At 73.8% G+C, this 26,998-nt stretch carries 29 protein-coding genes and 1 pseudogene; 17 read left to right on the top strand and 13 right to left on the bottom strand.

What is annotated here, in order from left to right:
- Positions 1-25: 25 nt before the first annotated feature.
- A complete protein-coding gene (locus ACZ6R9_RS16675; protein ID WP_465538671.1) occupies positions 26-271 on the bottom strand; it encodes a hypothetical protein in 246 nt (81 codons plus the stop codon).
- A 160-nt stretch (positions 272-431) separates the two neighbouring features.
- Between ACZ6R9_RS16675 and ACZ6R9_RS16670 the strand changes: the two genes are divergently transcribed.
- Genes ACZ6R9_RS16670 through ACZ6R9_RS16660 form a run of 3 tightly spaced genes read left to right on the top strand, consistent with a single transcriptional unit; the run spans position 432 to position 3,048 of the window.
- Positions 432-1,076 (top strand): helix-turn-helix transcriptional regulator, encoded by a 645-nt coding sequence (locus ACZ6R9_RS16670; RefSeq protein WP_380480635.1) that lies wholly within the window; start codon positions 432-434, stop codon positions 1,074-1,076.
- Between the two features lie 32 nt (positions 1,077-1,108).
- A complete protein-coding gene (locus tag ACZ6R9_RS16665) occupies positions 1,109-1,588 on the top strand; it encodes a DUF3291 domain-containing protein (protein WP_380480637.1) in 480 nt (159 codons plus the stop codon).
- 44 nt (positions 1,589-1,632) lie between these two features.
- Complete coding sequence (locus ACZ6R9_RS16660) at positions 1,633-3,048, top strand: tetratricopeptide repeat protein (RefSeq protein ID WP_465538670.1); 1,416 nt, start codon at positions 1,633-1,635, stop codon at positions 3,046-3,048.
- A gap of 37 nt (positions 3,049-3,085) precedes the next feature.
- Here the strand turns inward: ACZ6R9_RS16660 and ACZ6R9_RS16655 are convergent, their stop codons facing one another.
- The 3 genes from ACZ6R9_RS16655 to ACZ6R9_RS16645 form a co-directional block, all read right to left on the bottom strand.
- On the bottom strand, positions 3,086-3,487 hold the full coding sequence (locus ACZ6R9_RS16655; protein WP_380480640.1) for a hypothetical protein: 402 nt from the start codon (positions 3,485-3,487) through the stop codon (positions 3,086-3,088).
- Positions 3,451-4,392: a threonine/serine dehydratase gene (locus tag ACZ6R9_RS16650; protein ID WP_465538669.1), complete on the bottom strand. Its 942-nt coding sequence runs from the start codon at positions 4,390-4,392 to the stop codon at positions 3,451-3,453. Before ACZ6R9_RS16650 ends, ACZ6R9_RS16655 begins: the two co-directional genes overlap by 37 nt.
- Positions 4,393-4,501: 109 nt before the next feature.
- The gene (locus tag ACZ6R9_RS16645) at positions 4,502-5,155 is read right to left on the bottom strand and encodes a DUF5701 family protein (protein ID WP_465538668.1); all 654 of its coding nucleotides are present in this window, start codon (positions 5,153-5,155) and stop codon (positions 4,502-4,504) included.
- 200 nt (positions 5,156-5,355) lie between these two features.
- Between ACZ6R9_RS16645 and ACZ6R9_RS16640 the strand changes: the two genes are divergently transcribed.
- The gene (locus tag ACZ6R9_RS16640) at positions 5,356-6,687 is read left to right on the top strand and encodes a cryptochrome/photolyase family protein (protein WP_465538667.1); all 1,332 of its coding nucleotides are present in this window, start codon (positions 5,356-5,358) and stop codon (positions 6,685-6,687) included.
- 28 nt (positions 6,688-6,715) lie between these two features.
- Here ACZ6R9_RS16640 and ACZ6R9_RS16635 read toward each other — a convergent pair whose 3' ends face one another.
- Entirely contained in the window at positions 6,716-7,519 is an 804-nt protein-coding gene (locus ACZ6R9_RS16635; protein ID WP_465538666.1) for a VOC family protein, read from the bottom strand.
- A 287-nt stretch (positions 7,520-7,806) separates the two neighbouring features.
- Here ACZ6R9_RS16635 and ACZ6R9_RS16630 point away from each other — a divergent pair, with 287 nt between their 5' ends.
- Entirely contained in the window at positions 7,807-8,244 is a 438-nt protein-coding gene (locus tag ACZ6R9_RS16630) for an STAS domain-containing protein (protein WP_380480650.1), read from the top strand.
- A 168-nt stretch (positions 8,245-8,412) separates the two neighbouring features.
- Here ACZ6R9_RS16630 and ACZ6R9_RS16625 read toward each other — a convergent pair whose 3' ends face one another.
- Both ACZ6R9_RS16625 and ACZ6R9_RS16620 read right to left on the bottom strand, forming a co-directional pair.
- The gene (locus tag ACZ6R9_RS16625; RefSeq protein ID WP_465538665.1) at positions 8,413-10,041 is read right to left on the bottom strand and encodes a sigma-70 family RNA polymerase sigma factor; all 1,629 of its coding nucleotides are present in this window, start codon (positions 10,039-10,041) and stop codon (positions 8,413-8,415) included.
- Between the two features lie 288 nt (positions 10,042-10,329).
- Positions 10,330-11,589: an SLC13 family permease gene (locus ACZ6R9_RS16620; protein ID WP_465538664.1), complete on the bottom strand. Its 1,260-nt coding sequence runs from the start codon at positions 11,587-11,589 to the stop codon at positions 10,330-10,332.
- 163 nt (positions 11,590-11,752) lie between these two features.
- Here ACZ6R9_RS16620 and ACZ6R9_RS16615 point away from each other — a divergent pair, with 163 nt between their 5' ends.
- The 3 genes from ACZ6R9_RS16615 to ACZ6R9_RS16605 all read left to right on the top strand — a co-directional run bounded on the left by ACZ6R9_RS16615 (position 11,753) and on the right by ACZ6R9_RS16605 (position 14,384).
- The gene (locus ACZ6R9_RS16615; protein WP_380480655.1) at positions 11,753-12,052 is read left to right on the top strand and encodes a hypothetical protein; all 300 of its coding nucleotides are present in this window, start codon (positions 11,753-11,755) and stop codon (positions 12,050-12,052) included.
- A 125-nt stretch (positions 12,053-12,177) separates the two neighbouring features.
- On the top strand, positions 12,178-12,780 hold the full coding sequence (locus ACZ6R9_RS16610; RefSeq protein WP_380480657.1) for a LysE family transporter: 603 nt from the start codon (positions 12,178-12,180) through the stop codon (positions 12,778-12,780).
- A 101-nt stretch (positions 12,781-12,881) separates the two neighbouring features.
- Positions 12,882-14,384 (top strand): carboxylesterase/lipase family protein, encoded by a 1,503-nt coding sequence (locus ACZ6R9_RS16605; protein WP_465538663.1) that lies wholly within the window; start codon positions 12,882-12,884, stop codon positions 14,382-14,384.
- A 43-nt stretch (positions 14,385-14,427) separates the two neighbouring features.
- Here the strand turns inward: ACZ6R9_RS16605 and ACZ6R9_RS16600 are convergent, their stop codons facing one another.
- Positions 14,428-14,562, bottom strand: a complete 135-nt coding sequence (locus tag ACZ6R9_RS16600; protein ID WP_465538662.1) for a hypothetical protein — start codon at positions 14,560-14,562, stop codon at positions 14,428-14,430.
- Between ACZ6R9_RS16600 and ACZ6R9_RS16595 the strand changes: the two genes are divergently transcribed.
- From ACZ6R9_RS16595 to ACZ6R9_RS16580, 4 genes are all read left to right on the top strand, one after another.
- On the top strand, positions 14,539-15,258 hold the full coding sequence (locus ACZ6R9_RS16595) for an aminoglycoside phosphotransferase family protein (protein WP_465538661.1): 720 nt from the start codon (positions 14,539-14,541) through the stop codon (positions 15,256-15,258). The genes ACZ6R9_RS16600 and ACZ6R9_RS16595 overlap by 24 nt on opposite strands.
- A 237-nt stretch (positions 15,259-15,495) precedes the next feature.
- Positions 15,496-15,852: a hypothetical protein gene (locus ACZ6R9_RS16590; protein WP_380480665.1), complete on the top strand. Its 357-nt coding sequence runs from the start codon at positions 15,496-15,498 to the stop codon at positions 15,850-15,852.
- Positions 15,853-16,100: 248 nt separating this feature from the next.
- On the top strand, positions 16,101-16,556 hold the full coding sequence (locus ACZ6R9_RS16585) for a hypothetical protein (protein ID WP_465538660.1): 456 nt from the start codon (positions 16,101-16,103) through the stop codon (positions 16,554-16,556).
- Positions 16,557-16,670: 114 nt separating this feature from the next.
- Positions 16,671-17,327, top strand: coding sequence for a class I SAM-dependent methyltransferase (locus ACZ6R9_RS16580; RefSeq protein WP_465538659.1), 657 nt, complete (start codon positions 16,671-16,673; stop codon positions 17,325-17,327).
- Positions 17,328-17,531: 204 nt separating this feature from the next.
- Here ACZ6R9_RS16580 and ACZ6R9_RS16575 read toward each other — a convergent pair whose 3' ends face one another.
- Positions 17,532-17,804, bottom strand: coding sequence for a helix-turn-helix domain-containing protein (locus ACZ6R9_RS16575; protein WP_380480670.1), 273 nt, complete (start codon positions 17,802-17,804; stop codon positions 17,532-17,534).
- 165 nt (positions 17,805-17,969) lie between these two features.
- Positions 17,970-18,426: pseudogene (locus ACZ6R9_RS16570) on the bottom strand (nuclear transport factor 2 family protein).
- Positions 18,427-18,540: 114 nt separating this feature from the next.
- Here ACZ6R9_RS16570 and ACZ6R9_RS16565 point away from each other — a divergent pair.
- Positions 18,541-19,101: a TetR/AcrR family transcriptional regulator gene (locus ACZ6R9_RS16565; RefSeq protein WP_465538658.1), complete on the top strand. Its 561-nt coding sequence runs from the start codon at positions 18,541-18,543 to the stop codon at positions 19,099-19,101.
- A gap of 262 nt (positions 19,102-19,363) precedes the next feature.
- On the opposite strand, the gene ACZ6R9_RS16560 is transcribed toward ACZ6R9_RS16565, so the two are convergent.
- On the bottom strand, positions 19,364-20,962 hold the full coding sequence (locus ACZ6R9_RS16560) for a serine protease (RefSeq protein WP_465538657.1): 1,599 nt from the start codon (positions 20,960-20,962) through the stop codon (positions 19,364-19,366).
- Between the two features lie 147 nt (positions 20,963-21,109).
- Between ACZ6R9_RS16560 and ACZ6R9_RS16555 the strand changes: the two genes are divergently transcribed.
- The 4 genes from ACZ6R9_RS16555 (at position 21,110) to ACZ6R9_RS16540 (ending at position 25,113) form a co-directional block, all read left to right on the top strand.
- The gene (locus ACZ6R9_RS16555) at positions 21,110-21,847 is read left to right on the top strand and encodes an RNA polymerase sigma factor (protein WP_465538656.1); all 738 of its coding nucleotides are present in this window, start codon (positions 21,110-21,112) and stop codon (positions 21,845-21,847) included.
- Complete coding sequence (locus ACZ6R9_RS16550; protein ID WP_465538655.1) at positions 21,844-22,935, top strand: CU044_5270 family protein; 1,092 nt, start codon at positions 21,844-21,846, stop codon at positions 22,933-22,935. The genes ACZ6R9_RS16555 and ACZ6R9_RS16550 overlap by 4 nt, the downstream gene beginning before the upstream one ends.
- A 385-nt stretch (positions 22,936-23,320) precedes the next feature.
- Positions 23,321-24,088: a type I methionyl aminopeptidase gene (map, locus tag ACZ6R9_RS16545; RefSeq protein WP_465538654.1), complete on the top strand. Its 768-nt coding sequence runs from the start codon at positions 23,321-23,323 to the stop codon at positions 24,086-24,088.
- A 611-nt stretch (positions 24,089-24,699) separates the two neighbouring features.
- The gene (locus tag ACZ6R9_RS16540; RefSeq protein WP_380480683.1) at positions 24,700-25,113 is read left to right on the top strand and encodes a transglycosylase family protein; all 414 of its coding nucleotides are present in this window, start codon (positions 24,700-24,702) and stop codon (positions 25,111-25,113) included.
- 102 nt (positions 25,114-25,215) lie between these two features.
- Here the strand turns inward: ACZ6R9_RS16540 and ACZ6R9_RS16535 are convergent, their stop codons facing one another.
- Both ACZ6R9_RS16535 and ACZ6R9_RS16530 read right to left on the bottom strand, forming a co-directional pair.
- Positions 25,216-25,572, bottom strand: coding sequence for an immunity 51 family protein (locus tag ACZ6R9_RS16535; RefSeq protein WP_380480685.1), 357 nt, complete (start codon positions 25,570-25,572; stop codon positions 25,216-25,218).
- Between the two features lie 185 nt (positions 25,573-25,757).
- A complete protein-coding gene (locus ACZ6R9_RS16530; protein WP_465538653.1) occupies positions 25,758-26,855 on the bottom strand; it encodes a YihY/virulence factor BrkB family protein in 1,098 nt (365 codons plus the stop codon).
- Positions 26,856-26,998: the final 143 nt, after the last annotated feature.

Raw genomic sequence — 26,998 nt, 5'->3', positions numbered from 1 at the left:
CGGCGGTCGGCGCCGGGTGAGCCCGTCAGGTGCCGTTCGTGGGCAGGAGCAGGATCCGTTCCGGGTCGTACGGACACCACAGCGGCGCCGCGCCGATGAGGCGCAGGCGGCACCAGGGGGTGCCGTCGGGGGCGTGCCACCAGGCGTTGATCCGGCCGAGGGTCCAGGTGGCAGTGTCGTCGAGGCGGACTTCGACGGGTTGGTAGGCGGGGCGGACTTCGGGTTCCGGCGGGGACCAGGTGGGGTCGGTCTGCAGCTGCGGAGGGAGCACGGTGGGCCTCCTTCGAGTCCGATCGGGGGAGATCACTCTACAGAGGTGTAGATAGTGGTGGCGGGGAATCCCGGAGCCTGGCGCAAGGTGGCCGGTGCGGGCAGTGATTCGCGCCACCGGGGGGTCTTTCGGATACGACCATTGGTCATAGACTCGGTGGATGGCTTCTGAGGACGACTCGTACGCGGCGCTGGGCGCGCTGGGCGATCCGGTGCGGCGCCGGCTGTACTGGCATGTGGCGGCGGCGCCGGAGGAGGTGGGGCGGGACGCGGCGGCGGAGGCGGCGGGGATCTCCCGGTCGCTGGCGGCGTTCCACCTGGACAAGCTGGTCGAGGCGGGGCTGCTGGCGGTGTCGTACCGGCGGCTCTCGGGGCGGACCGGCCCGGGCGCGGGGCGGCCGGCGAAGCTGTACCGGCGGGCGGAGGGGGAGTTCGCGGTGTCGGTGCCGCCGCGTTCGTACGACGCGGCGGGCCGGCTGCTCGCGGAGACGGTGGAACGGGCGGGGCTGGACCGGGAGTTGCAGGCGGCGGCGAAGGCCGCGGGCGCGGCGGATCCGGACGCGGCCGGGTCGGGGGCGGACCTGGAGGAGGTGCTGCGGGCGCGCGGGTACGCGCCGTTCTGGGACGGCGAGGTGCTGCGGCTGCGCAACTGCCCGTTCCACGCGCTGGCGGAGGAGTTCCCGGGGCTGGTGTGCGGGATGAACCTGGCGCTGCTGGGCGGGCTGGCGGGGGAGCAGTGGGCGCCGAGGATGGAGGCGTGCGCGGGCGGCTGCTGCGTGGCGCTTTCTAAAAACAAAATTCGTTGACGTTACATCGTGGGCCGCGCCATGCTTGTCCCATGACCGGTTTTCAGCTCGCGCAGATCAACGTCGGCCGCCTTCTCGCGCCGCCCACCGACCCGCAGGTCGCGGACTTCATCGGTCAGATCGGCGAGATGAACGCGCTCGCCGAGCGCAGCCCCGGGTTCGTCTGGCGGCTGGTGGACGACGCGGACGCGGAGGCGGTGGCCGCCTTCCCCGAGGTGGCCGACGAGCGGTTCCAGATCAACTGCTCGGTGTGGGAGTCGGTCGAAGCGCTGTGGGAATACGCGTTCCGCAGTGACCACCTGCGGGTGCTGAGCCGCCGCCGGGAGTGGTTCGAGCGCCCCGACGGCCCGCACCAGGCGCTGTGGTGGGTGCCGGCCGGCCACCGCCCGAGCCTCACCGAGGCGATGGGGCGGATCGCCCGCATCCGCGACCACGGCACCGGCCCGGACGCGTTCACCTTCCGCGACCGCCACCCGGCACCGGCCGCCCAGGTGACGGCCGCGCAGCTCTGACGGTGGGCCGGGGCGCTGTCGGAGCGAACTCCTATGCTCCGGCCGTGAACATCGACGATCTTGAATGGCAGGAGAGGTCCCATGCCGGCGGGGTGCCCCCGGCGATGGCCGAGCGGTTGGTCGGGCTCGGACGCCTGGATCTGGTGATCCGGGCGGCGGCCGAGCGCGGCGAGTGGTTCTGTGCCGTGGTGGCGGTGCGCGAGCTGTGCGCGGTGGGGGACTTCGACGGGGCGTGCACGGCCGTCGAACCGTTCGCCGCCACGGGCTGGAAGCCTGCGGTGGTGCTGTTGGCGGACGTGCTGTTCCAGTGGGGCCGGACCGAGGAAGCCCTGGCGCTGGTCCGGCCGGCCGCGGACGTCCAGGACGGGCGCGAGTGGCGGGAGTTCGCCCTGATGCTGGCCCGGGCCGGGCGGGTGGACGACGCGATCGAGGTGCTCGTCCCACACCTGCGCGACTGGTGGCTGGTGGAGACCCTGGTCGATCTGACGGAGGGACAGGGCCGCGACGAGCAGGTCCTGGAACTGCTCGACCCGCTGGCCGAGGCGGCCGGACAGTGCGGGGCGAACCGCGACCACCGTCACGAGCCCTGGAACGCCCAGGAACTCCGGGCCCGCGTCCTGGAACGCACCGGCCGCGCGGACGAGGCGATCCGGACCCTCGGGGCGGACGTGGCAGCGGGCCGGTACCTGAGTCAGAACACGCTCACCTGCTACGCCGAACTGCTCGCGCGGCACGGGCGGATCGAGGAACTCCGGATCCTGGGCACCGGTGCGAAGGCCTCCGCCGTCCTGGGGCACTACGCGAAGGCACTGGAGGACGCGGGCCGGGCGCAGGAGGCCGAGGTCGTGCTGCGCGAGTTCCTCGAGATCACCGGCCACGACACCCACCGCATCAGCCTGATCGGCCTGTTGAGCCGGCAGGGGCGGATCGACGAGGCCGTCGAGGTGGGGCGGCCCACCTTCGAGTACGACGGCGGCTGGAACCAGCTCGACCTGATCACCCAGCTGCTGGTCGAGGACGGCCGGCCGGAACGGGCGCTGGAGCTCCTGGACGAACGCAGCGCCTCCTACGTCCAGGAACACCTCTGGTGGTTGCGGCCCACCAGGCTCCGGCTGCTGGCGGAGGCCGGCCGCCTGGACCAGGCCGTCGCGGAGGCCAAGGCGCTGACCGTGGAGGAGTGCGGCGAGCGGGACTGCGAGACCGCACGGCTGCTGGCCAGGAACGGGTGCGTGGAGGAAGCCGTCGAGCTGCTGCGCTCGTCGGCCGAGACCTTCGCGCCCCGGAGGCTGGCGGAGCTCCTGATCGAGCAGGGCCGGGCCGAGGAGGCCATCGCCGCCCTTCCCCCGGTGTCCGTCGCGCGCCGGCGGGCCGAGGAGCGTCGGCGGGCCGACCCCAGCGACATGGATCTGCTGTTCGACCGCCTGCTGGCCGCCCAGGACCGTGACACCGCGACGGACTGACCTGCGGCCGCCCCGCCGGGTCGGCCGCGGGCGGGAATCAGGTGCCCGCGACCGGCGGGCTCAGGCGGAGGACGGCCAGGTCGAGTTGGCCGAAGCCGTCCTGCCAGCCCATCACCGGCGCGCAGCCGTACGCGTCGAGGCCCCAGGCCGGGGCGTCCTCGACCATCGGCATCAGGCCCTCCTCGCCGTCGGTGAGGAAGTGGGCGAGGTGGGCACGCAGGCCGGGGTGCTCGACGGTGGCGAGGCCCTCCTCCCAGCTCTCCTCGGGCTCGGTCTCGAACGGCACCAGGTCCTCGGGGGCGCGGCCGGTGTCGAGCGCGGCACGGAAGGCGTCCAGCAGGGTGCCGTCGGAGCGCAGCCGGGCGAAGAACTGGCCGCCCTCCGACAGCGCGCCACGCGTCCTCAGCCGAGCGTGCCCGGGTCCGTGTTCGCCCCGCACAGCACCACGCACACCCGCTCGCCCTCGGCGGGCCGGTACGCGCCGCCGGTGAGCGCGGCCAGCGCCGTCGAGGCGGCATGCTCGACGGCCAACCGGTAGCCGTCCCACAGGAGTTGACGGGCCCGGACGATCTCGCTGTCGGGGACGAGAACGGTGCGGACGCCGTCCTGCCCGGTGGCCCACAGGGCGGTCGCGGAGGCCCGCCGGGCACCGAGCGCGTCGGCGGCGACCGAATCGACGGCCACGTCCACCGGGCGGCCCGCGGCCATCGCGGCGTGCAGCGCCTGCGAACCCTCCGGCTCGACGGCGACGGTCCGCACCCCGTGCTCGCGGGCCGCCGTGGCCACGCCCGCGAACAGGCCGCCACCGCCGACGGACACCACCACCGTGTCCAGCTGCGGGAGTTGACGGCGGATCTCGTCCAGCAGGGTGCCCGCGCCGGCGGCGATCAGCGGGTGGTCGTAGGCGTGCGAGGCCAGCGCGCCGGAGGACGCCGCGTACTCCTCGCAGGCCGCCAGCGCCTGCGCGTACTCGCTGCCCACCTGCCGCACTTCGGCGCCGTAGCCGCGCAGCCGGGCCACCTTCACCGCCGGCGCGGTCTCCGGCACGAACACCGTGGCCCGGACGCCCAGTTGCTGCGCCGCCCAGGCGCACGCCAGGCCCGCGTTGCCACCGGAGGCGATGGTCACGCCCGGGTCGGGGAGCGTGCCGGCCTCGCGGTGCGCCCGCAGGAAGTTCTGTGCGCCCCGGGCCTTGAACGACCCGGTGTGCTGCAGGAGTTCGAGCGCCGCCCAGACCTCCCCACCCCCGTCGGGAAGGTCGAGCGGGGCCACCGCGACGGGCCGGACCCGCCCGGCGATCCGCTCGCCGGCCGCCTTGATGTCGCCGTACGTGAGCTGGTGCACGCTGTCACTCCTGTCGCGTCGAGGGCGCGCGGGCCGGTCGGGGGCCCGCGCCGTTCGGACCCGACGGTACTGGGACTCCCGACCCGACCCGCCGCGCTTTTCGCGGTTGCTACCGGTGGCGGCCCGTCGCGGACCCGAAGCCCAGCCAGGTGTGCCGGTTGCCCGCCCAACACCAGCCGACCTTCGGGGCGTTGCGGCGCTCACGGCCGTCCCGCCCCGTGCCGTTGCTGATCCAGATCGCCGGGGTACGGGCGTCCAACGCGCCGTTCGGTTTGCGCAGCCGGGAGCCGATGGTCATGAAGCAGCGGTTGCGTTCCAGCGCGGCGGGCTGCTGGAGCACCCAGTGGATGCCTTCGGTGAGCAGCAGCGGGGTGCGGGCCTCGCCGGTGAGGGCGGGCAGCGCCTCGTCCGGGCTCCAGTTGGCCATCCGGTCGCCCCGGTTGACGCCGGTCAGCAGGTAGAGCGGGCCGTCGGGCAGCGCCACCGTGTCGAGCGGAGCGAAGTCGTCCACGTCGGGCATGTCGACCACGACGAAGCCCGGCTTGTCGTCGCGGCGCAGCAGCGGTGCGAGTACGGAAGCGGGTGCGCGGTCCGGGTGGACGGCGAGCAGGGCGCCTTCGCCGGACGGGGTGGCGCCGGCGGCCTCGGCGAAGGCGCGGAGTTCGGCGGCGGACAGACCGGCGAGCTCGTGCACCCCCAGCTCGATCAGCCGTTCGGCCTGCACAGTGAGGGACGGAAGGACGGCGGACGCAGTTTCGGGCACGACGCTCCTGAGCAGTGAGGCAGCGGGACCTCGGGTGAACGAGACCCGCCGCCGAGATGTTCCCGCACCGGGGACACTCATCCAAACCGGTGCGGCCGCCGATGAGGAGACGGGGACGGCCCGTCCCCCGCGGCCCGCCCCAGGCCCGCGCATCCCCAACGCCCCACCGCCGGGCCCGAGTACGGAAGCCGCGCCCCGAAATGACCCTCGCCGTCGTCCTGTTCACCCAGGACCTGCGCCTGCATGACAACCCCGCCCTGCACGCCGCCCGCACCGCCGCCGACCAGGTGGTGCCACTGTTCGTCACCGACCCGGCGATCGCCGCCGCCGGCTTCGACGCGCCCAACCGCCGGGCGTTCCTGGCCGGTTGCCTCACCGACCTGGACGCCTCGCTGCGCCGCGCGGGCGGCCGGCTGCTGGTGCGCGAGGGCGACACCGCCGAACAGACGGCCCGACTGGCCGCCGAACTCGGCGCGCGGAGCGTGCACGTCGCCGCCGGAGTCAGCGCCTACGCCCGGCGGCGCGAACAGCGTCTGCGCCGCGCGCTCGGCGAGCGCCTGCGGGTGCACGAGGGATCGCTGACGGCCGTGCCACCCGGTGCGGTGACACCCGGGGGACGCGACCACTACGCGGTGTTCACCCCGTACCACCGGGCCTGGCAGCAGGCCGGCCGCCGCACCCCGCTGCCCGCGCCGCACACCCTGAACACCCCGAAGGGCCTGCACGGCAAGGCAGTTGAAACCGCGAAGCCCACCGCCCGCGGCCTGCCCGAGCCCGGCGAGCGCGCCGCCCGCCGGGCCTGGCAGCACTGGCACACCGCCCAGTACGCGCAGCTGCACGACGACCTCGCCGCCGACGGCACCTCGCACCTGTCGCCGTACCTGCACTTCGGCTGCCTGTCCGCGAACGAACTCGTCCACCTCGCCGAGCGGCGCGGCGGGGCGGGCGCCGAGGCGTTCGTCCGGCAGCTGGTGTGGCGCGACTTCCACCACCAGGTACTGGCCGCCCGCCCCGCCGCCGCACACGCCGACTACCGTACCCGGCACGACAGTTGGCGCACCGACGAGGCCGAACTCACCGCCTGGCGGCAGGGCCGCACCGGGTTCCCGATCATCGACGCCGGGATGCGGCAGCTCGCCGAGACCGGCTGGATGCACAACCGGGCACGGCTGCTCACCGCGAGCTTCCTGGCCAAGTCCCTGTACCTGGACTGGCGGCTCGGCGCCCGGCACTTCCTCCACCACCTGGTTGACGGCGACGTGGCCAACAACCAGCTGAACTGGCAGTGGGTCGCCGGTACCGGCACCGACACCCGGCCCAACCGGGTCCTCAACCCGCTTGCCCAGGCCGACCGTTACGACCCCGAGGGCGCATACGTCCGCCGCTGGGTGCCCGAACTCGCCGAGCTGCCCGGTCGGTCGATCCACCGCCCCTGGCAGGCCCGTCATCGCCCCGTCGGCTATCCGGCCCCGCTGATCGCGCCCGGCAGCACCGGACACCGGCTGCGCGAGGCGCGCGGGCTCGCCAAGTGATTAGATCTGTATGGTAATTGACGAGACGTCAGGGCGTGCTCGGCGCCGGGGTCAGCAGCACGAAGTCCGCGCCCGCGCCGTCCACGCACACCGCCATCCGTCCGATGCCGGGCGCGTCCGAGGGGCCCATCAACACCTCTCCGCCCTTGCTGCGCACGGTGGTGGCGGCCGCGTCGCAGTCGGTGACCGTGAACACCGGGTGCCAGGACGGCACGCCCCGGGACACGGCCAACTGCTCCGGCGGCACCTGCAGCACACCGCCGTGCATCCGCTCCGAGGGCTGCCCGGCCGGGGTGACGATGGTGTAGGTGGTGTCCCCGCCGCCCGGCATCGGCATGTCCTCGCGCTGCCAGCCGAACACCGTCTCGTAGAACGCCAGCGCCGCCGAGGCGTCCGTGGTGTACAGCTCCGTCCAGCACAGCGCGCCCGGGTCGTCCGTCGTCTCCAGACCGCGCGCCCGGCCCGGCGTCCACGCCGCGAACTGGCCGCCCAGCGGGTCGCTGAACTGCGCGATCGACGCCCAGCCGTCCGCGTCCTGCGGCTCCAGCCGGACCGTGCCGCCCGCCCGCAGCACGGAGGCGGCGGTCTCGTGGACGTCCGGGGTGAAGAAGTACACCATCCACGCCGAACGGGCGCCGCGCTCGGTGAGCAGCCCGATCCCGGCGGCCGTGCGACCGCCCGAGGTGGCCAGCCCGAACGTGCCGTCGGTGCCCTCCAGCGGCTTGAACTCCCAACCCAGCACCGCCCCGTAGAAGTCCCCGGCGGTGGACACGTCCGGCGCGCCCAGGTCGAGCCAGCACGGTGAACCGGGCACGAAATCGGTGGTGATCATGATGGTCTCCCTTCGCCGGGCACTTCTCTCCCCAGCCTGTCACCGGCCCCCGCCCGGCGCGTCCCGGCCCGGACGGGTGGGCAGCCGTCCCGGTACCGCCAAGCGGAGGAAATCCTGTGCAGATCGTCGGGTGGAGCAACGAATTCGACCGTCGAACGGAGCCGCGCCATGACATTTCGCGGAAATTCCTCCCGCTGGCCGCGAAATCGTCACCCGGAACAGGGTTCGGGCCGCAGGAATCGGGCAGAGGCCGCATACCCCCAGCGATCCCAGAGAAAGGCACCAGAGTGGCACTGAGCGTGAGCTACGGGGAGCGATACGGCTGGACGGTCGTCCAGGTCGCCGGAGAGGTGGACATCAGCGGAGTCTCCGCACTTCGCGAGCGCCTCCAGCGACTGGTCACCGAAGGCTGCCTGCGGATGGTGGTGGACATCAGCCGGGTCGACTTCTGCGACTCCACCGGCTTTGCCGTCCTGGTCGCGACCCGTCGCATGCTGTCCTCCCGCGGCGGCCGGCTCCGGCTGGTCCTCCCCGGCCCCGAGACCCACACCCGCAAGATCCTCCAACTCTTCGGCATCCAACGGATCTTCGATGTCCACGACTCGGTCGACGACGCCCTCGCCGACCTGCGCGCGGCGGCGATGGGCGAGAGCGCGCCGGCCATGAGCGCCGACGCCGACGCCGTCCCGCGCCCGCGCGGGGGCAGCCGCGCCGCCGCCGACTGACCCGCCCGGCGCGCGGGAGGCCGTCAACGGTGACGGCCGGACCCGCACCCGCCCGTCGGACGGCCGGACCCGCACCCGTCGGGCAGCCCGGCCGGACCCGCACCCGCCCGTCAGTGGACAGCCCGCAGCGTCAACGGCGACGGCTGCGGTATCCACAGCGGCGAGGCATCAGCTCGGAGTACCGAAATCCTGTGTCCACCAGGGCCCACCCGCGCCCTGGTGCACCCCCACGCCCAGCTCGGTGAACGTGCAGTTCAGGATGTTCGCCCGGTGGCTCGGGCTGTTCATCCAGCTGGCCATCACCGCCGCTGGGTCGTTCTGACCGCGCGCGATGTTCTCGCCCCAGCCGCTCCACTCGTAACCGGCGGCGTCGATCCGCTCCGCCGGGCCGTCGCCGTCCGGGTTGGTGTGGTCGAAGAACGAGCGCTCCGCCATGTCGTCCGACTGCTCCTGCGCCGCGTCCGCCAGCTGCCCGTTCGCCGACACCGCCGGACAACCCGCCTGCGCACGTTGGGCGTTGACCAGATCCAGCACCTGCTGCCCGAGATCCCCCACACGCTTCCCGGCCGACGGCGCGAGCGCCCGCGACGAGGGCCGGGCCGGGACCGTCGCCTTTCCGGACGCCGAAGCCGACGCCGAGGGTGACGCCGACGCGGACGGCGAGGCGCTCGCGGACGGCGCGGTGCCGACCGCCGGATCGGCCAGCGCCTCCACATGCTCCGCACCGGCCACCACTGGCGGCTGCTGCGCGTCCGGGCCGTCCGCCGTCGGCGAGGAGCCCGGCAGGAGCACCGCCACCAGCAGCCCCGCCGCGACCGTCACCACCCCGCCGCCCACCAGCAACCGGCCCCGCCCCGGCCCCCGGCGAGGCGCCGCCCGACGGCCGTGCCGGGCGCCGGCCCGGTGCGACTCCTTCCGGGACACCCGCCGGTGCGAGGACGCGTTGTGCGCCGAGCCGGCCGAGCGGGGTGAGCCAGCCGAGCCAGCCGATTCAGCCGAGCCGACCGCACCCGTGGGCTCCATCCTCGGCAGGGCCGCCAAGCCGTCCGGCACCGGCACCATCGCCAGGCCCGCCAGCAGCCCCTCGGCCGGCATCAGCCCGCGCCGCTGCTCCCCGCACACCGCGCACTCGCGCACATGACGGCCGATCCGCTTGCGCCACAACGCGCCCGGTACACCGTCCCAACCCGCCGTCAGCTCCGCCAACCACGCGCACCCCGGCACCGCGCCCAGCGCCCGCACCGCCATCCGGGCCGCCTCCAACTGACCCTTCATCCGCTGCACCCGCACCGCCGCGTGCTGCGGCGACACCTCCAGCGCCGCCGCCAACTCCGGCCGCGACAGCTCGCCCGCCGCCTCCAGCCACCACAGCGCCAGCAGATCCCGGTCGCCCTCGTCCAGCCAGCGGGTCGCCTCCGCGACCTCCCGCCGCTGCTCCGACAGCCCCAACCGGACGATCGTCAGCCCGACGAAATCGGCGGCCGGATCCGCGACCGCCGCCGCGTCCGGCACCGCCCGCGCCGCGCCCCCGTCGCCCTGGTCGTCCTCGTCGCGGAACCGGCGACGCACCTGGTTCAGCGCGATCGCCACCAGCCAGCTGCGGAAGCCGCCGGGATCCCGCAGCCCCGGCAGCCCGTCCACCGCCCGCAGCATGGTCTCCTGGACCACGTCGTCGGTGTCCGGATGCCCCGACAGCGCCCGGCCCACCACGTTGTACACCAGCGGCAGGTGACCCCCCACCAGCTCCGCCACCGCCTGCCGGTCACCGTGCTGCGCCCGGCCGACCAGCGTCGTCACCTGCCCACTGTCCACAGCCCGGCCCGTCCTCGTGTTCTCGCGTCGTGCCCTCACACCATCGGAGATCCACCGGCGGTCGGCGGATAACGGAAAAGTGCGGGGAGATTTTCCCGACGTGCGGGGGAGCTCCCCGACGTGGGCCGAAACGACCCTATGACCTGCCCGACGGGCGGTGCCGGAGGGCCGGGCGGGCCCGTGAGGTTTTCATCCGGGCCGCCCGGGCGTTCAGCCGTTCGGCTGCGCGCGGGTGGCTGTTCGAGAGGCGGCAGGTCAGGCGCCCCGGCCGGGTCAGGTGCCGAGCAGGCGGAGGGAGGCCCAGAGCGCCAGGACGGCGGTGGCGAGGGTGGCCGGGGTGGTGATCGCGCCGAGGCGGGTGAAGGTGCGCAGGCCGCCGTCGTCGATCGCCCGGTCCTGCACGATGCGCCGCCACAGCAGGGTGGCGAGCGAGCCGGCGTACGTCAGGTTGGGGCCGAGGTTGACGCCCAGCAGCACGGCCAGCACGGCGCCCGGGCCGGACGGTGCGGCGAGCGGGACGAGCAGCAGCGTGGCGGGCAGGTTGTTCACCAGGTTCGCGAGCAGCGCGGCCAGGCCCGCCAGCGCGAACAGTGTCGGCAGCGAACCGCCGGACGGGACCAGCGCGGCCAGCCACCCGGCCAGCCCGTTGTCCACCACCGCCTTCACCACCACGCCCAGCGCCAGCACGAACGCCAGGAACGGCAGTGCCGCCGCCTGCACGATCCGGCGGGCGTCGGTCCGTCTCGCCGCCAACGCGCGGACCGCCAGCACCGTCGCGCCGAGCGCCGCCGCCCACACCGGGGAGACGCCGAGCGCGGAGGCCACCACGAAACCGGCCAGCGTGCCGGCCACCGTCAGCAGCGCGAACCGGGGCAGCCGGGGGCGATCGGCGGGCGCGGGGAGAGCAGCAGGAACGGCGAGCTCGGCGGCGAAGAAACGGCGCAGCAGCAGGTACTCGACGCCGACGGCGCCCAGCCACGGCAGCGCCATCAGTGCGGTGAACCGGCCGAAGGTCAGGCCGCTGGCGGTGAACGCGAGCAGATTGGTCAGGTTCGACACCGGCAGCAGCAGCGACGCGGTGTTGGCCAGGTGCCCGCACGCGTACACGTGCGGCCGGGCCCGGACCGCGAGGACACCCGCCGTCGCCGCCACCACGGGCGTCAGCAGCACCACCGTGGCGTCCAGGCTGAGTACCGCCGTCACCACCGCCGCCACCCCGAACACCTGCCCCAGCAGCCGCACCGGTCGGCCGCCCGACGCGCTCGCCATCCAGCGGCCGCACGCCTCGAACAGCCCCTCGTCGTCGCAGAGTTGGGCCAGTACCAGGACCGCCGCCAGGAACCCCACCACCGGCCCGAGCCGCCCCAGCTCGCCCCATGCCGCCGCCGGGGACACCGCGCCGACCGCCACCAGCAGCCCCGCCGCCGGAACCGCCACCACCGCCTCCGGCCACCCGAACGGTCGCCGCACCGCACTCACCAGCACGACGCCCAGCAACCCCAACGACAGGATCTCGGCGCCCACCGTGCCCATGCCTACCCCTTCCGACCTGCGAGGTTCCGATCCTCGGCTTCCGCCCGTCGGGCGACCGGCCCCCATCCAAGCAGGTGCCTCGCGGTGCCGAGCAGCCCGCCTGTCGGGTATGACTGGTCGGACAAATTCAGTTGTTCGCTTCGGGTGCGGAGGACGGGCCGTGATGGACTGCCGGGACGGGTGGCGCAGGGCGCTGGACGCGGGATTCTCGATCGGATCGGTGGGGTCGTTCCTGTCGATCGGGTCGGCGTACTCCGTGCTGTCGATCGGCTCGGTGGGCTCGGCGCTGTCGCTCGGCAGCGTCGGCTCGTCGTTCTCGGTGCTGTCGGTGGGCTCCTGGCGCAGCGCCGCGTCCGTGCTGTCGGCGGACTCGGTGCTGTCCCTGCTCTCCTACCGCTCGGTGCTCGCGCGGCGGGCCGCGCACCAGCGGCGCGGGGGAGCGGGCTGCGTGCGGACCGAGTGAACTCGGCCTGCTGCCACGGGTGTTGACTGTACGGGTAGTGAAGTGGCGGTTCGGGGGCGTCAGTTGACCGTCGGCGGAGCGAAAAACCGGTGCGGGCGGGCGGGTTCGGCCGCCATTGTGGGGGGATGACGACAGGCGCGGCGCTCGAAGGTGTGGTGGCGGGGCTCGGAGTGGCGGTGCCGCTCGGCGCGGTCGGGGTCCTGCTGCTCCAGGAGGGCCGCCGGGGCTGGGCGCCCGCCGCCGGCGGGGCGACGGCGGTCGCGGCGGTGGACGGCGCGTACGCGACGGTCGCCGTGCTGGCCGGCCCCCGGGTCGCCCACCTGCTCGCCGGCCACGAGAGCGCGGTGCACGCCGTCTCCGCCCTGCTGCTCGGCGCGATCGCCGTCCACGGCCTGCTCGGCCTTCGCCGCACCGCCGAACCCACCGAGGCCCCGTCGCCCGGCAGCGCGGCCCGCGCGTTCGTCCGCTTCGCCCTGCTGACCCTCGTCAACCCGACCACCGCCCTCTACTTCACCGCCCTGATCGCCGCCCGCGGCACCGACGCCCGGTCCGGCGCCACCGCCTTCGTGGCCGGTGTCTTCCTGGCCTCGCTCGTCTGGCAGCACGTCCTCGCCGCGGCGGGCGCCTTCGCCGGCGCGAAGCTGGGACCCCGGGTGCGGCGCTCCACGTACGCGGCGGGCTACGGGCTGGTCGCGGTGCTGGCCCTGCGGCTGGCGTTCAGCGGCTGAACCGGGCGCCGGGCACGGGGAATTCGGTTGCGGCCGCGGTGAGCGGGCGGAAGGCTCGAAGCGCCCGAACCACCCCGAGCCCTTCCGAAACCGGACTTCCGATGAGCAACGTCACAGTCAGCACCCGCCACGGCCAGGTCCGCGGCCGCCTCCACGACGGCACCGCGTCCTTCCTGGGAATCCCTTACGCCGCACCGCCGTTCGGCGCCAACCGGATGCGACCGCCGGTGGCCCCCGAGCCGTGGAGCGGCGTCCGCGACGCGCTCGTCCCCGGCCCGAGTGCCCCGCAACCCGGCTACGCCCCCGCGATGGCCGGGCTTCTGGTGGAGGCCGGCCCGCAGGGCGAGGACTGCCTCAACCTCAACGTCTGGACGCCGTCGCCGAGTTGCTCCGGTGAGGGGCTGCCCGTCATGGTGTGGATCCACGGCGGCGCCTTCCGCAACGGGTCCGGCTCGCTGCCCACCTACGACGGCTCCGTCCTCGCCCGGGACGGCGTCGTCTGCGTCACCCTGAACTACCGGCTCGGCGCGGAGGGCTTCCTGCTGCTGCCCGACGGCACCGCCAACCTCGGCCTGTTGGACCAGATCGCCGCGCTGGAGTGGGTGCGCGACAACATCGCCGCGTTCGGCGGCGACCCCGGCAACGTCACCGTCTTCGGGCAGTCCGCCGGAGCGATCGGCATCACCGCGCTCATGACGATGCCCCGCGCCGAGGGCCTGTTTCGCCGGGCCATCACCCAGAGCGGCGCCGGACACCACGTCCACACCCCCGAGATCGGGCGCCGCATCACCGCACGGCTGGCCGAACTCGCCGGCGCCGAGTGCACCGTCGAAGCCCTCGCCGCCGTCCCGCCGGCGGAGTTGGCCGCCGCCAACAGCCGACTCGCCCAGGAGATCGCCCGCAGCACCGAACCGGCCCAGTGGGGCGAGTCCGCGGGCGGCGGCACCACCGTCCTGCCGGTCACCGGCACCGCGACGCTCCCCGAACGCCCCATCGACGCCATCGCCGCCGGCGCGGGCCGCCACCTCGACCTGCTCACCGGCGTCACCGCCGAGGAGTTCCGCCTGTTCCTCGTCCCGCTCGGCATGGCCGACCGTATCAACGACGGCTTCCTGCACGGCTTCCTCGCCGCCCTCGGCCTCGACCCCGTCGCCGCGCGCGCCGCCTACGCCTCGCACCGACCGGACGCCGACGCCGCCGACCTGTTCTCGGCCGTGATGACCGACCACGGCTACCGCCTGCCCGCGATCCGCATCGCCGAGGCCCGCGCCGCCCACGGCGCCGACACCTACTTCTACGAGTTCACCCAGCCCTCCCCGGCCCTGAACGGCGCCCTCGGCGCCTGCCACATGGCCGAACTCGGCCCCGTCTTCGGCAACCTGCACGACCCGCTGATGAACACCCCCGACCAGCCCTTGCTCTCCGAGCGGATCCGTACCGCCTGGACCACCTTCGCCCAGCACGGCCACCCCACCACCAGCCTGCTCCCGCCCTGGCCCCCCTACCTCCCCGACCGCTCCGTCATGCGCCTGAACGCCACCGCCCCCACCATCCACCTCGACCCGGCCGGCCCTGAGCGCCTCCTGTGGACGGACCTGCGCTGATCACCGCGCCGGCGCGACCACCCCACCAGGGGGCCACATCCCGTCAGGGCTCCTCGACCAGGCCGGTGGCGGAAGGGAAGGACTTCAGGAACTCGCGCCGGCGCGGGTCCGGTTCGTCCTCGGCCAGGTCGGCGAGGACCCTCAGGAGTCGGCCGTGCTGAAGGTCTCGTTCCCGCACCCCGGCAACGCCTACGAGACGGACGCGTTCGCCGTCTGGGGCGGTCACGGTGCGGTGCGGTTGCTCCGGCGCGACGACGCCCGGTTCGCGATGCTGCTGGAGCGGGCCGACCGGCGCACCCTCGCCGAGCACCGGGACGTCGCCGTGGACGAAGCCGTCGCCATTGCCGGCCGCCTCACCCACAGACTGGCGGTGGCCGCACCGCCCGGCCTGCCACGGCTCAGCGACCGTGGCGAACAGTGGGCGGCCGACCTTCGCGCGGACGCCGACCGGCTGGCCCGGCCGCTGCCGCGCCAGGTGGTGGACGCCGCGATCGCCACCGTCCGCGAACTCGGAACCGACCAGCCCGACACCCTCGTCCACGGCGACCTGCACCTCGGCAACATCCTGCGCGCCGAGCGCGAACCCTGGCTGGCCATCGACCCCAAGGGCTACGTCGGCGACCCGGCCTACGACGCAATCACCCTGCTTCGCAGCCGATTTGACGATTTGCTCGCCGCAGGCGACCTGCGCCGGGCGGTGCTGCGCCGACTCGCGATCTACGCGGACGCCGCCGAACTCGACCACGACCGGGTCCGCCGCTGGGCCCAGGCCCGCGCGGTGAGCGCCGCCCACTGGGGGCGGGAACACGGCGACCCCGGCCGGCTGGTCGAAGTCACCGATCGGATCGCGCAGTTGCTGAGCACGCAGGCATGAGTCCATCGGTCTGCGGAGTACAAGCCGGGCGGAGCGAATACCCACGCCGGTTACCTGACCGGAACGGGGAGATGGCCGGGCCGGAACGGGAGCGGGTGCTGAGTCACTTTGCACCCGGTGCGTCTTGAACTGCGGGTGGGGGATGCAGGATGCTCGCTGGCGGAGAATCAACCTGTCTGGGGAGGACCGGAGTTGGACTGGGCTCACGCGGCCGGGTACGGCGGCGTCGGGGGAGCGTTGGTCGAACTGGTGGTCGCCAATGGGCGGTTGCTGGCGTGGCAGGCGGCGCGGCATCGGGCACGGCAGGAGAGGCGGCGGCGGATGCCGCCGTTGCGTCATTACGTCGACTTCTCGGCGGACTTGGCTGCCGGACTGAGCCGGATAGCGCTGGGGGCGGTCACGGGGTGGCTGTTGCACTCCCAGATCACCGGACTGTACGCGGCGGTGGCGGCCGGGGCCTCGGCGCCCGCGTTGTTGCGGCAGATCGGGTCGTTCACCTCGGCGCAGGCCGTCACGAGGGGTGAAGAGCCACCGGAATCCGGGGAGTTGGAGTCCGTTCCGGTGCCGGGGCGGCCGGGGGAGGCCGGGTCATGAGCTTCGGACGTCGTTACCTGGACTCGCTCACTGCCGAGGGGCGGACGCCGGTGCCGTTCCGCCCTCGACTCGGGCCCGAAGTGCCCTGGTGGCGAAGGTACTTGGAGTCGCTTGTCGGAGTCGGGCCGACCGGCGGAGCAGATCGTGCGGCGGACGCGCCGACGCGGAAGTCCGAGTTCATTGTTCTGCGCCCGACGGCGCAGTTCCGGACGGCCATCTGGGCGGGCCCGGACCAAACGGCGGCCGTGATGCGCCGACGCGTTCGCTTGGCGCCCGGGCTGGGGCTCGCTGCCGCCGCCGCCCTGCTCGCCGGTCTGGTTCTGTTCGTCCCGCACGGTACCGAGCGCGATCCGGCGGTGCCGCCCCCGGAGCCCGGGCAGTCCGGCTCCCACCTGCCCGCACCGGCGGGCTGCGGCGAGGCACAACGGGCACTGGACGCGTACCGAGCGGCGGCGGTGGGGACGGGCAGTGCGGGGCAGGCCGTTGCGGCGCGGGCAGCGAACGGCGCGTTGCAGTCCGCGAGTTCGGCGGCGGACCCGTATGTCCGGCCGGTGATCCTCAGGCTGGCGGAGGAGTTCCGGGAGTTGAGCCTCCGCCTGGACGGCACGGCGAGCGGCGATCCCGGGCAGACGACGGCGAACATCGAAGCCGACACCCGGCGGCTCGAACTTCGGTGCACAGAAAGCCTGTTCGGTTCACCCTGACCATCGGCGTTCGGACGCCCGCAGCCCGGGCTGGGCGCAACCCGGATGAGGAAAGCGGAAGTTGATGAGCTGATCGGGCCGAGGGATGTCAGCGACCGATGGGAGGGTGCTCGGATGGACACTCGCCTGCACGCCATCGCCGAGTACTGGAACGACGCCGCTCCCGCCTTCGACCAGGAGCCCGATCACGGGTTGGGGATCGAGACCACGCGGCGGGCGTGGGTACGGAAGTTGGCGGAATGGGTGCCCAGTGGGCCGCTGGAGGTGCTGGACGCCGGATGCGGGACGGGGTCGCTGTCGCGGCTGCTGGCGGAGGCCGGGCACCGGGTGACCGGGGTGGACCTGGCGGCGGGGATGGTGGAGCGGGCCCGGGCGAAGCTGGCGGGGGTGGGGCTGACCGGGCACTTCATGGTGGGGGACGCGTCGCGGCCGCCCGTCGGGGAGGAGCGGTTCGACGCGGTGCTCTGCCGGCACCTGCTGTGGACACTGCCCGACCCGGAGGCGGCGCTGCACCACTGGACGACCATGCTGCGCCCGGGCGGTCGGCTGGTCCTGATCGAGGGCCGGTGGCGCGAGGCGGGCGCGGAGCCGGAGCCGTACGTGAACGGCGCGGAGGGGCTGCCCTGGGCGGGTGGCGCGACCGCGGACGAACTGGCCCGTGCGGTACGGCCGTTGGTGCGCGAGCTGCGAGTGGAGCCGCTGTCGCAGGACGCCGAACTGTGGGGCGGGCCGGTGTCGGACGAGCGGTACGCGGTGCTGGCGACGGTCTGAGGCGGGTTCCCGATCGCGGCATCCTGGGCCTGGGCGAGAGGTGCGTGGTGCTGGCGACAGTCCGACGCGGGTTCCCGATCGCGGCAGCCTGGGCCGGGGGGCGGTACGCCGTCCTGGCGACCGGCCGAGGCAGGTCCCCAGCTCTGGCAGTCCGGTTCCGGGCAAGAGGTATGCGGTGCCGACGGCCGCACGAGGCGGCCCAGGTCAGCCCGCGGCGCGCCGGTCGTCGGTGACCACGCCCAGCCAGACCTGGGCGGCGTCGTCCAGCGGGACGTCCAGCGCGGCGCACAGGCCGACCACGGTGCCGAAGCCGGGGCTGGGGAGGCGGCCCATCTCGATCTTGCGGAGGGTCTCGGGGGAGATGCCGGCGCTCTGGGCGACGGCGACCGGGTCGCGGCCGGCCCTGGTCTCGCGGAACAGCGCGCCCAGGCGCCGGCCGGCTTCGATCTGCTCGGGAGTGAGGGGGACTCGCACCATGCCGCCACGCTACTGAACACGGCGGCCCGTCGTCGCCCCGCCCGGGAATTGGGGACACCGGGGGAGTCGGCGCACCGGCAGCTCGGGCTCGTCGCCCTGCCGGGGCCAAGGGTGCGGTGGCCCGCCGTCGCCCCGCCCGGTAGCGGCCCGGGGTGGCGGCGGGGGTCAGCGCACCGGGAGCTCGGGTTCGTCGTCCTGCCGGGGGCCGAGAATGCGGCGGTCGGCGGCGTCGATCCGGACGTCGTCGATGCTGGCTTCACGCCGCCGCATCAGGCCGTTCGGGTCGAACTCCCCACAGTTCGTTGCCGTGGCTGCGCCACCACTGGCCCTCGTCGTCGTGCCACTCGTACTGGAAGCGGACGGCGATCCGGTCGCCGTCGAACGCCCACAGGTTCTTGCGCAGTGCGTACTCGTGTTCGCGGGCCCACTTGGCGGTTAGGAAGGCGACGATCTCGGTGCGGCCGGTGAGGAAGGTGTCGCGGTTCCGCCACACCGAGTCGGGTGTGTAGGCGAGGGCGACGCGCTGCGGGTCGCGGCTGTTCCAGGCGTCCTCGGCGGCCCGGACCTTGGCGAGTGCGCTGTCGCGGGTGAACGGCGGGTAGGGCGGGCGGCCCTCGGTCATGGTGGCCTCCTGGGGCGGATGCGGGCAGGTGGAGAATGACCGTTCTCCACCCTTGTCGGGCGCTAGGCTAGGGAACGACCGTTCTCCACGTCAATCCCTCGCAGGAGTGCGCCGATGCCCGCCCCGCTCACCGAAGAGCAGACCCGGCAGGACCACGAAAAGCTGCTGGACGCCGCCGAAGCGCTGTTCTACGAGAAGGGCATTCGCGCTGGCGGCATGGACGAGGTGCGGGCCGCCTCCGGGCTCCCGCTGAAACGCATCTACCGCTTCCACCCCACCAAGGACGACCTGGTGGTGGCGGTGCTGCGCCGCCGGGACGTGCGCTGGCGCGGGCGACTGGTCGCCGCCGCCGAGGCGCAAGCCGATCCGCAGGCCCGGCTGCTGGCCGCGTTCGACTGGCTGGCCGGATGGTGCGCCGAACCGGGCTTCCGGGGCTGCGCCTGGATCAATGCCTTCGGTGAGATGGGCCCGGCCTCCCCGGCAGTGCTCGCCGAGGTGCGCTCCCACAAGGACGCCTTCCACCGGCAGCTGGCCGACTGGTGCGCTGCCGCCGGCCTCGCCGACCCCGCGCCCGTGCAACTGCTCGCCGAGGGCGCCATCGTCACCGCCGCGATCACCGGCACCGACGCCCCGGCCCGACAGGCGCGTGCCGCTGTCGAGGCGCTGCTGGTGTAGTTCCTCGGTCCTGGTCCGGCGGCGGAACTCCCAACTGGCCGACGGGCACGGCCGGTCGGGCCCGCAGGCGGCACGTGCCGGCCTCGTGACCCCGGGCGCCGGAGAGCTGCTGGACGAGTCGCAGGCCGGTGACCGCAACGGGTGGCCGGACCGGGGAAGTGGTCCGGCCACCCGTGAACCATGTGCGATCCGCGCCGTGCGAGGCCGGCTCGGCCCGGCGGTTCCGGGCGGTTCCCGGAGGGGCCTCAGGCGGCCGACGGGGTCACTGGGTGCGGTAGGCGTCGGTGATGGTCTGGTCGAGGGTGTTGCCGTCGGCGTCGGTCAGCTCGGCGCGCAGGGAGACACCGGTGCCGGCCGACGGGTTCTGGACCGTCACCGCGCCCGCTTCGAGCGGGAGGCGGGTCCACGAGGCGCCGCCGTCGGTGGAGGCCGAGACGGTCAGCGAGCGGGTGCGTCCGTCCGCGGCGGCTCCCTGCACGGTGACCGGAATCCGGAGCGCACTGCCGGCCACCGCGGTGCCGGCCGGGCTGAGCTCGGGAGAGAACCGCACGACGCTCACCGGGAGCGCGGTCGGCCCGGTCGTGGTGGCCGAGGCGAAGGTCCACAACGCGTTCACGCGGGTGGTCGCGCCGGCCGCGGCCTTGCGGGTCACCGTGGTGGACAGGCGGTACGAGGCCTTGCCCGAGGGCACGGTGAACTCGCCGCGTCCGGGCGCCTCGGACGCGGCGCCGACCAGCACGCCGTCGCGGTACAGCGACGTGTACGCGGTGTCGAACAACGGGCGCCACGATGCGTGGCCGTCGCCGTCGGCGAGCAGCGGGACGTTCGCGGTGATTCGGTCGCCGTCGCGTGAGACGGCGGGACGGTCGGTGAGCGCGGGGCCGAAGACCGGGCCGTCGAAGGTCTGGGTGGTCGTGGCCCCGGCCCGTACGGCGATGCGGTCGGCGGTGTAGGAGTTCGGCGCGGTGCCGTCGGCGCGGGGGACGGTGAAGCTGATGTCCCAGGTGCCGCGCTCGGGTGCGACGAGGAAGGTGGCGGTGCCGGGTGTCGGCATGGACCGGGAGACGCCGAGGGACGCTCCGTCGGTCGGCAGGAGGCTGAAGTGCGTGGTTCCCGTGCTGCCCGGCCCGACGGCGCTACGGATGTTCAGGGTGGCCAGCTCCTGCGCGGAGTAGTGCCGGGTGAGCCCGGTCAGCGCACGGGTGCCGATGAAGGTCCGGCCGAGCGCGTAGTTGACGGTGTCGGTCTTCCAGTTGACGTCGATCCACTGCTTCAGCGCCCCGGCTTCGGTCTCGGGCCCAAGGTGGGCCACGCGCAGGTTCGGCGACCCGTTGACGACGTTGCCGCTCCTGGTGACACCGTTGTGTGTGACCTCGACGACCGTCGAACCGTGCACGAAGCTCGCGGAGCCGTCCGGGGGGCGGACGTCGACGGGGACGGTGGTCCGCGCGTCGACGGTGACGGTGGTGTCCCGGTCGAGGTCGAGGCGCGGCTGGACGATCCAGTCCGTCCCGATCGTGCCGTTCGCCCCCTGGATCGAGCTCAGGGTGCTGTCCAGCAGGTACCGGCCCTTGGGCAGCCGCACGGTGGTGACGCCGGAGGTGTCCTGCTGCTCGAGGAACTCCTCGCCGCCGTCCTTGAAGACCCCGGCGACATGGGTGCGGAACTTCGTGGCCGGTTGGCCGGCGCGGTCCACGTGCTTGATGGTGAGGGTGTACGTCTGCGGCTCCGCGGCGAAGGCCGCGCTGCCGAAGGCGGGAGTCGAGGTGCCGACCAGGGCGACGGCGACGGCCAGGGCCCGGAGGGCGCTGCGGCGGGGAACGGAACGAGGGACGGAGCGGGGGGCAGAAGTTGTGGTCATGCTCTGCACTGGTCGGACCGGCTCCGGAGTTCCTGTGAGCTGGACCACATCCGGAGCGGGGCGGCCCCCGGCGGCGCGGCGGCGCCTGTGACACAGGTCACCGGAACCGGGGCGGCGGACCGGGCAGGGCAGAGCGTGGAAGCACTCATGAGAACGCGTCTTCGCCGCGGCGATCCCGACGTCCTGGGCGAGCTGTACGACGAGCACGCCCAGGTGTTGTACCGCTACGCCCTCCGCGTGACGGGCGACTGGGCGGAGGCCGAGGACGTCGTCTCGACGACCTTCCTGGAGGCGTGGCGGGGCCGGGAGCAACTGCACCCCGACGGTGACGGGCTGCGCCCGTGGCTGCTGGGGATCGCGACCAACATCATGCGCCGCACCGCCCGGGCCCGCCGGCGCCGTGACATCGCGCTCGCCCGGATCCCGGAACGCGGCTCGGTCCCGGACTTCGCCGACGACCTGGTCGCGCACCTCGCGGACGTCGAGCACCTGCGTGCCGCGCACCGCGCGCTCGCCCGGCTCCGGCGCCGCGACCGGGAGGTATTCACCCTCGTGGTGTGGGCCGGGCTGGACTACGCGAGCGCGGCCGAGGCGCTCGGCACGCCGGTCGGCACTGTCCGCTCGCGGCTCTCCCGGGCCCGGGCCCGACTGCGTGAACTCACCGAGGCGGAAGCCAGGGCCCAGGCCAAGGCCGAAGCCAAGGCCAGGGCCAGGGCCGAGGCCCGCGTCCTGCCGGCGCGGCACCGGCACACCGGAACCGGAAGGCCCCCCGCGGCGGAGGGGCGGACCCCTTCCGCCGTCACCGCCCTGCCCGTACCGGGCCGCATCCCCGCGCTCCGGCCGTCGATCCACTCGATCCAGTCGATCCAGGAGAGCCACGGATGAACGCCACCCCACGGCGCGATACGCAGTGTCCGTCCTCCGCGCAGGACGAGCGCCGCGAACTCGCCGAACTGCTGCCCCCGCCGGCCGTGCCCGGCTTGGACACGGATCGTCAACTGCTGCTGAGACGGGAGGTGTTGCGCAGGGCCGCCGCGTCCGCCGAACCGCGGGGCGGCGCCACCCGGCGTCCGGCCCGGTACCGGCGTCCGGTCCGGATCGCGGTGCCGGCGCTCGCCTGCGCCCTCGCGGTCGTCGGCGTCGTGACGGTGGACCTTGGGGGTTCGGCCGGGCACGACCGCGCGGCGGTGACCGGGGGTGGCGCCGCCGACACCTCCCACGCGGTACAACTGCTCGACCACATCGCGCTCGCCGCCGGAGCGGAGCAGTCGACGGTCCGCGCCGACCAGTTCGTCTACGTCGAGAGCAGGGTCGCCTACGCGGCTCAGAGTACGGCGGGCGGTCCCGTGACCATGGCTCCCGTACACACCCGGCAGGTTTGGCTGTCCGCCGACGGCAGCCGCCCCGGTCTGCTGCGCGAGGAGGGCGGGCCCGACACCCGGCTCCGCGAGAACGGCCCGGTCCTCCACCTCGACCGGCCGGGGGAGACCGCCGGACCCGACACCCCGCGCGGGAACGGTCCGTCGATCGGTGAAGCGACCAACGCGTACGTCGCCTCGCTGCCCACCGACCCGGACGCCCTGCTGAAGCTGATCAGGGAACAGACCCGCGGCGAGGGCCAGGACCCGGACCAGCGGGCGTTCACGGCGATCGGCGACCTGCTGGCCGAGACCTGGGCGCCGCCGCAGGTCAGCGCCGCGCTCTACCGGGCCGCCGGGCGGATTCCGGGGGTCACGGAGGTTGCTTCGGCCGTCGACGCCGCCGGACGTGAAGGCGTCGCCGTGGCGCGTACGGCGCACGGGCAGCAGACTCAGTGGGTCTTCGACCGGACCACGTACGCGTTCCTCGGCGAGCGAACGGTCCTCGCCGAGGCCGGCGAGGCAGGGCCGGCCGGGACGGTGGTCGGCACCTCGGCGGTCCTCGCGAAGGCCGCCGTCGACCGCGTCGGCCAACTCCCCTCAACGGGCCGGTGATGCGGCCGGCAGTCGACTGACCGGCTCCGCGCCGTCCTCGACTCACCCGACTCCCGGGCCGGCGGATGGGCCGAACGACCGGATCAGTGGACGGTGACCTGGACGCGGTGGCGTTCCAGGCCTCGCTGTCGGTGGGGAACGCGATCTCCAGCTTCGGTCGGCCGGTGGATGGTCCGGCCACCGCCCCCGAGGCGGAAGGCGGTGGTCGCGGCCGGGACATGCGGTTCTCGTTCGCAAGGTATCGATCACGGTCACAGGCTGGAGAGCGGATCCCCAAGCGGTATTTAAATACCGTTCTGCTGCTAGGGTGTCCCCGTCCCGCCGGTATTCAAATACCGGCAGCCTCATGGAGCGGGCGGCGCTGCCGCTGTGCAGGGAGCGTGTCGTGATCGAGTACAAGACGCCGCAGGCGATCGAGAAGATGGCCGTCACCGGCAGGTTCGTGGCCGAGACACTGGCCGAGCTGTCGGGGATGGTCGAGCCCGGCCGTGAGGTGATGGAGCTGGAGCGCCGGGCCCGGAAGCTGGTCGAGAAGCGTGGCGCGGTCTCCTGCTACTGGGACTACGCGCCGTCGTTCGGCCGCGGGCCGTTCCGCAACGTGATCTGCCTGTCCGTGAACGACGCGGTGCTGCACGGGCAGCCGCACCCCTATGTGCTGCGCGACGGGGACGTGATCAGCCTGGACTTCGCGGTGTCGATCGACGGTTGGGTCGCCGACTCCGCCGTCACCGTCGTCGCGGGCGCGGCCGCCGAGCAGGACGTCCGCCTGATCGACTCCACCCGGGCCGCGCTGGACGCGGCGATCGCCGCGGCGGTGCCCGGCAACCGGATCGGCGACCTGTCGGCGGCCATCGCCAAGGTCGGCCACGGGGCCGGCTACCGGATCAACACCGACTTCGGCGGTCACGGCCTGGGCCGCACCATGCACGAGGACCCGCACGTCGCCAACGTCGGGCGGGCGGGGCGCGGCCTCGAGCTGCGCCCGGGGCTGACGCTGGCGCTGGAGCCGTGGTGGTGCGCGGGGACGGCGGAGCTGCGGGTGGACCGGGACGGCTGGACGCTGCGATCGGCGGACGGCTCGCGCGGCGCGCACTCCGAGCACACCGTGGCGATCACCGAGGACGGGCCGCGGGTGCTCACCGCGCTGTCCTGAGACCGTCCTGGGGTCGCCCCGGGGTCGTCCTGGGGCCGCCCCGGGGTCGTCCTGGGGTCGCCCCGGGGTCGTCCTGGGGTCGCCCCGGGGAAGTCGCGGGGCCGTCCCGGGGGCGTCGATTCGGCCACGGTCGGTGACCGCGAGACGAGCCGGTCGTGACCGCTGTGGCCCGGCCCATACGCGGAAGGGCGGGTGGTCGGCGCGCGGTCACCGGTCGAGTACGCGGTGTGTGCGGCGCCTCGGGAGAGGTGGTCCAAAGCCGGTGAGGCCGGTCACAGCACACGCCGGCCGGGCCCGGGAAATCGCGGGCGGAGGCGGCGCGAAACCCCGATATACCGCCGGTAACGCGACTCTGACCTGCGCAGACCTTCGAATGCTTGGACATCGGCCCGGACGCCCGTAGCTTCGTAACCAGTGCAGGGCGCACTACCCGGGATCACCCGACACCAACGCCCCGGAGCGGCCACCGAGCCGCACCGCACGGGCAGGGTGACCGCGACGGAGAGCACGTCGGCCAACGACGGCACCGTCCGATCAACAAGCGCGAAACAGCAGGCCCGTCAGGGGTCCTGGTTCCGCCTTGCCTGCCCGGGGCAGCCGAAAGGATTCGCATGATCTTCCGTAACGAGACCGCCGCCGCCACGACCGCCGCCACCACCGCCGAGAAGGGCAGCCGTACCCGCAAGCGCGTCCGTGCCGCCATTGTGGTGGGCGCCGCGGTGGCCGTTCTGCCGGTGGCCGGACTCGTCACGGCAACCTCGGCCCACGCCGCCGACGCGTCCACCTGGGACAAGGTCGCGCAGTGCGAGTCGAGCGGCAACTGGTCGATCAACACCGGCAACGGCTTCTACGGTGGCCTGCAGTTCACCTCCTCCACCTGGGCCGCGTTCGGTGGCACCGCCTACGCCCCGCAGGCCAACCAGGCCACCAAGGCGCAGCAGATCGAGATCGCCGAGAAGGTGCTCGCCAACCAGGGCCCCGGCGCCTGGCCGGTGTGCTCCGTCAAGGCCGGTCTGACCAAGTGACGCACTGAGCACGATCGCCGCATCCGCACACGCCGACGGCCGCCCCCCACCTCGGGAGGGGCGGCCGTCGGCGTGCGCGCGTGTTCGTGGGGTGCGCGGCGCTCAGTCGAACCAGTCGGGCTCGGCGGCGTCGATCAGCTCGCGCAGCGTCGGCCGGTCGTGGAACGCGCCGGACAGCAGCGCGCCGAGTTCGCGCAGCGCCGCCGCGTCCTCGCCGTACGCCACGAACATGCCGGCCTCCGGGTCGTAGCGGAACCGGCCCTCCAGGTGCGGCGCGCGCGAGCGCACCGCGGAGCGGGCCACCGCCTCCCAGCTGTAGCCGCCGTTCGGCTGCCCGGCGGCCTCGAACACCTCGTCCACCGCGACCATCCGGTCGTCCGACAGCAGCAGGCAGTACGAGCCGGGTCGGTGGTCGTACTCGAAGAACGACAGCGGGGCGTACGTCTCACGATCAGTCATGGACCGGACGGTATCGGCGGCCACCGACACTCACGCGGGAGGGGACGGATCGGCACGGTCAGCCGGTGCGCGAGTCGCCAACTGCCGTAGTCGGCCGGTCACTTGGCAAGCTCCGCCATCCGGTCGGCCAGCGCGCGGGCGGCCGGGCGGCGGTACACCTCCGGGGCCGGTTCGGCGGTGGGAGGCTACCGCCGCTCCTCGGGGCCCTGTTCCTCGTCCGGCCCCTTCTCCGGCGCGGGTCCGCCGTCCCCCTTCGGTTCGGGCTCGCCCCCCTTCGGCTCGTGCTCGCCCCCCTCCGGCTCGGGCTCGTCCCCCTCCGGTTCGGCTTCGGGCGGGACGAAATCGACCGCCACGCGCTGCTCGGGGCGGCGTTCCTCCTGGCGGGCCAGCGACTCCAGCACCTCCTGGTCCGGGCCGGTCAGCGGCGGCTGGAGCAGCGAACGCGGCCACAGCCGCCGGGCCAGCACCACGTTCGTCTCGGACGCGTACACGGTGATCTGCGACGCCAGGTACAGCCAGGACAGCAGGCCGATGACCGTCGCGAAGAAGCCGTACACGGCGGTGGCGTGCCGCAGTTGATGCGCCACCAGCACCGCGCCGAACGCCTGCAGGACGGTGAACAGCGGGCCCGCCACCAGGCTGCCCGGCAGCAGCTGGCGGGTCGGCACCTCCTTCGGCGTGAGGACCCGCAGGCAGGCCGCGAACACCGCGATGTTCAGCACCGCCGACAGCAGCAGCCCGCCGACCCGGGCGAGGGTGCCCGCCAGCGTGGTGCTGACCAGCGCCGCGGCCGCCGTGGTCACCACCAGGCCGAGGCCCAGCGCACCGAACAGGGCCAGGCTGCGCGCCAGCCGCGGCCAGTAGCCGGGCCGCCGCACGCCGGGGACGTTCCACACCTCGGCCATGGTGTGCTGGAGGACCTGCGCGATGCCCAGCGCGCCGTACAGCAGGCCGAGGACGCCGATCACCAGCGCCAGCCCACTGCCCTGCACCGAGTGCACGTTCTCCCGCAACTGGTTGCCGATGATCGGAAAATCAGCCAGCGCGGAGTTGACCACCGCCTCCTGCGCCCCCGGATGACCGTGCAGCACGAAGCCCAGCACGGTGGAGAGCAGGAGCAGCAGCGGGATCAGGGACACGAAGCCGTAGTAGGTGATCAGCGCGGCCAGCAGACCGCCCCGGTCGTCGCCGTACTTCTTGATCACGCCGAACACCACGGCCGGCGGCCCGTGCCGCTGCTGGGTGCGGTCGACGGCACGCAGCGCGCGTTCGATCGGATTCACGGGCGGTCCTCCTCGCTGGTCGGCATCCCCGCACCTATCGCGGACCGGCGCGAACCGTCACCCGCAGCCGGGCCACGCTCCCCCGAACGGGGGAGCCAAGTCCCCTGTCCGGGGGAATCGACGCACCCCGGGCGATTGCGATC

It is taken from the genome of Kitasatospora sp. NPDC048662 (assembly GCF_055587065.1).
This window is presented reverse-complemented; position numbering and strand designations above follow the sequence as displayed.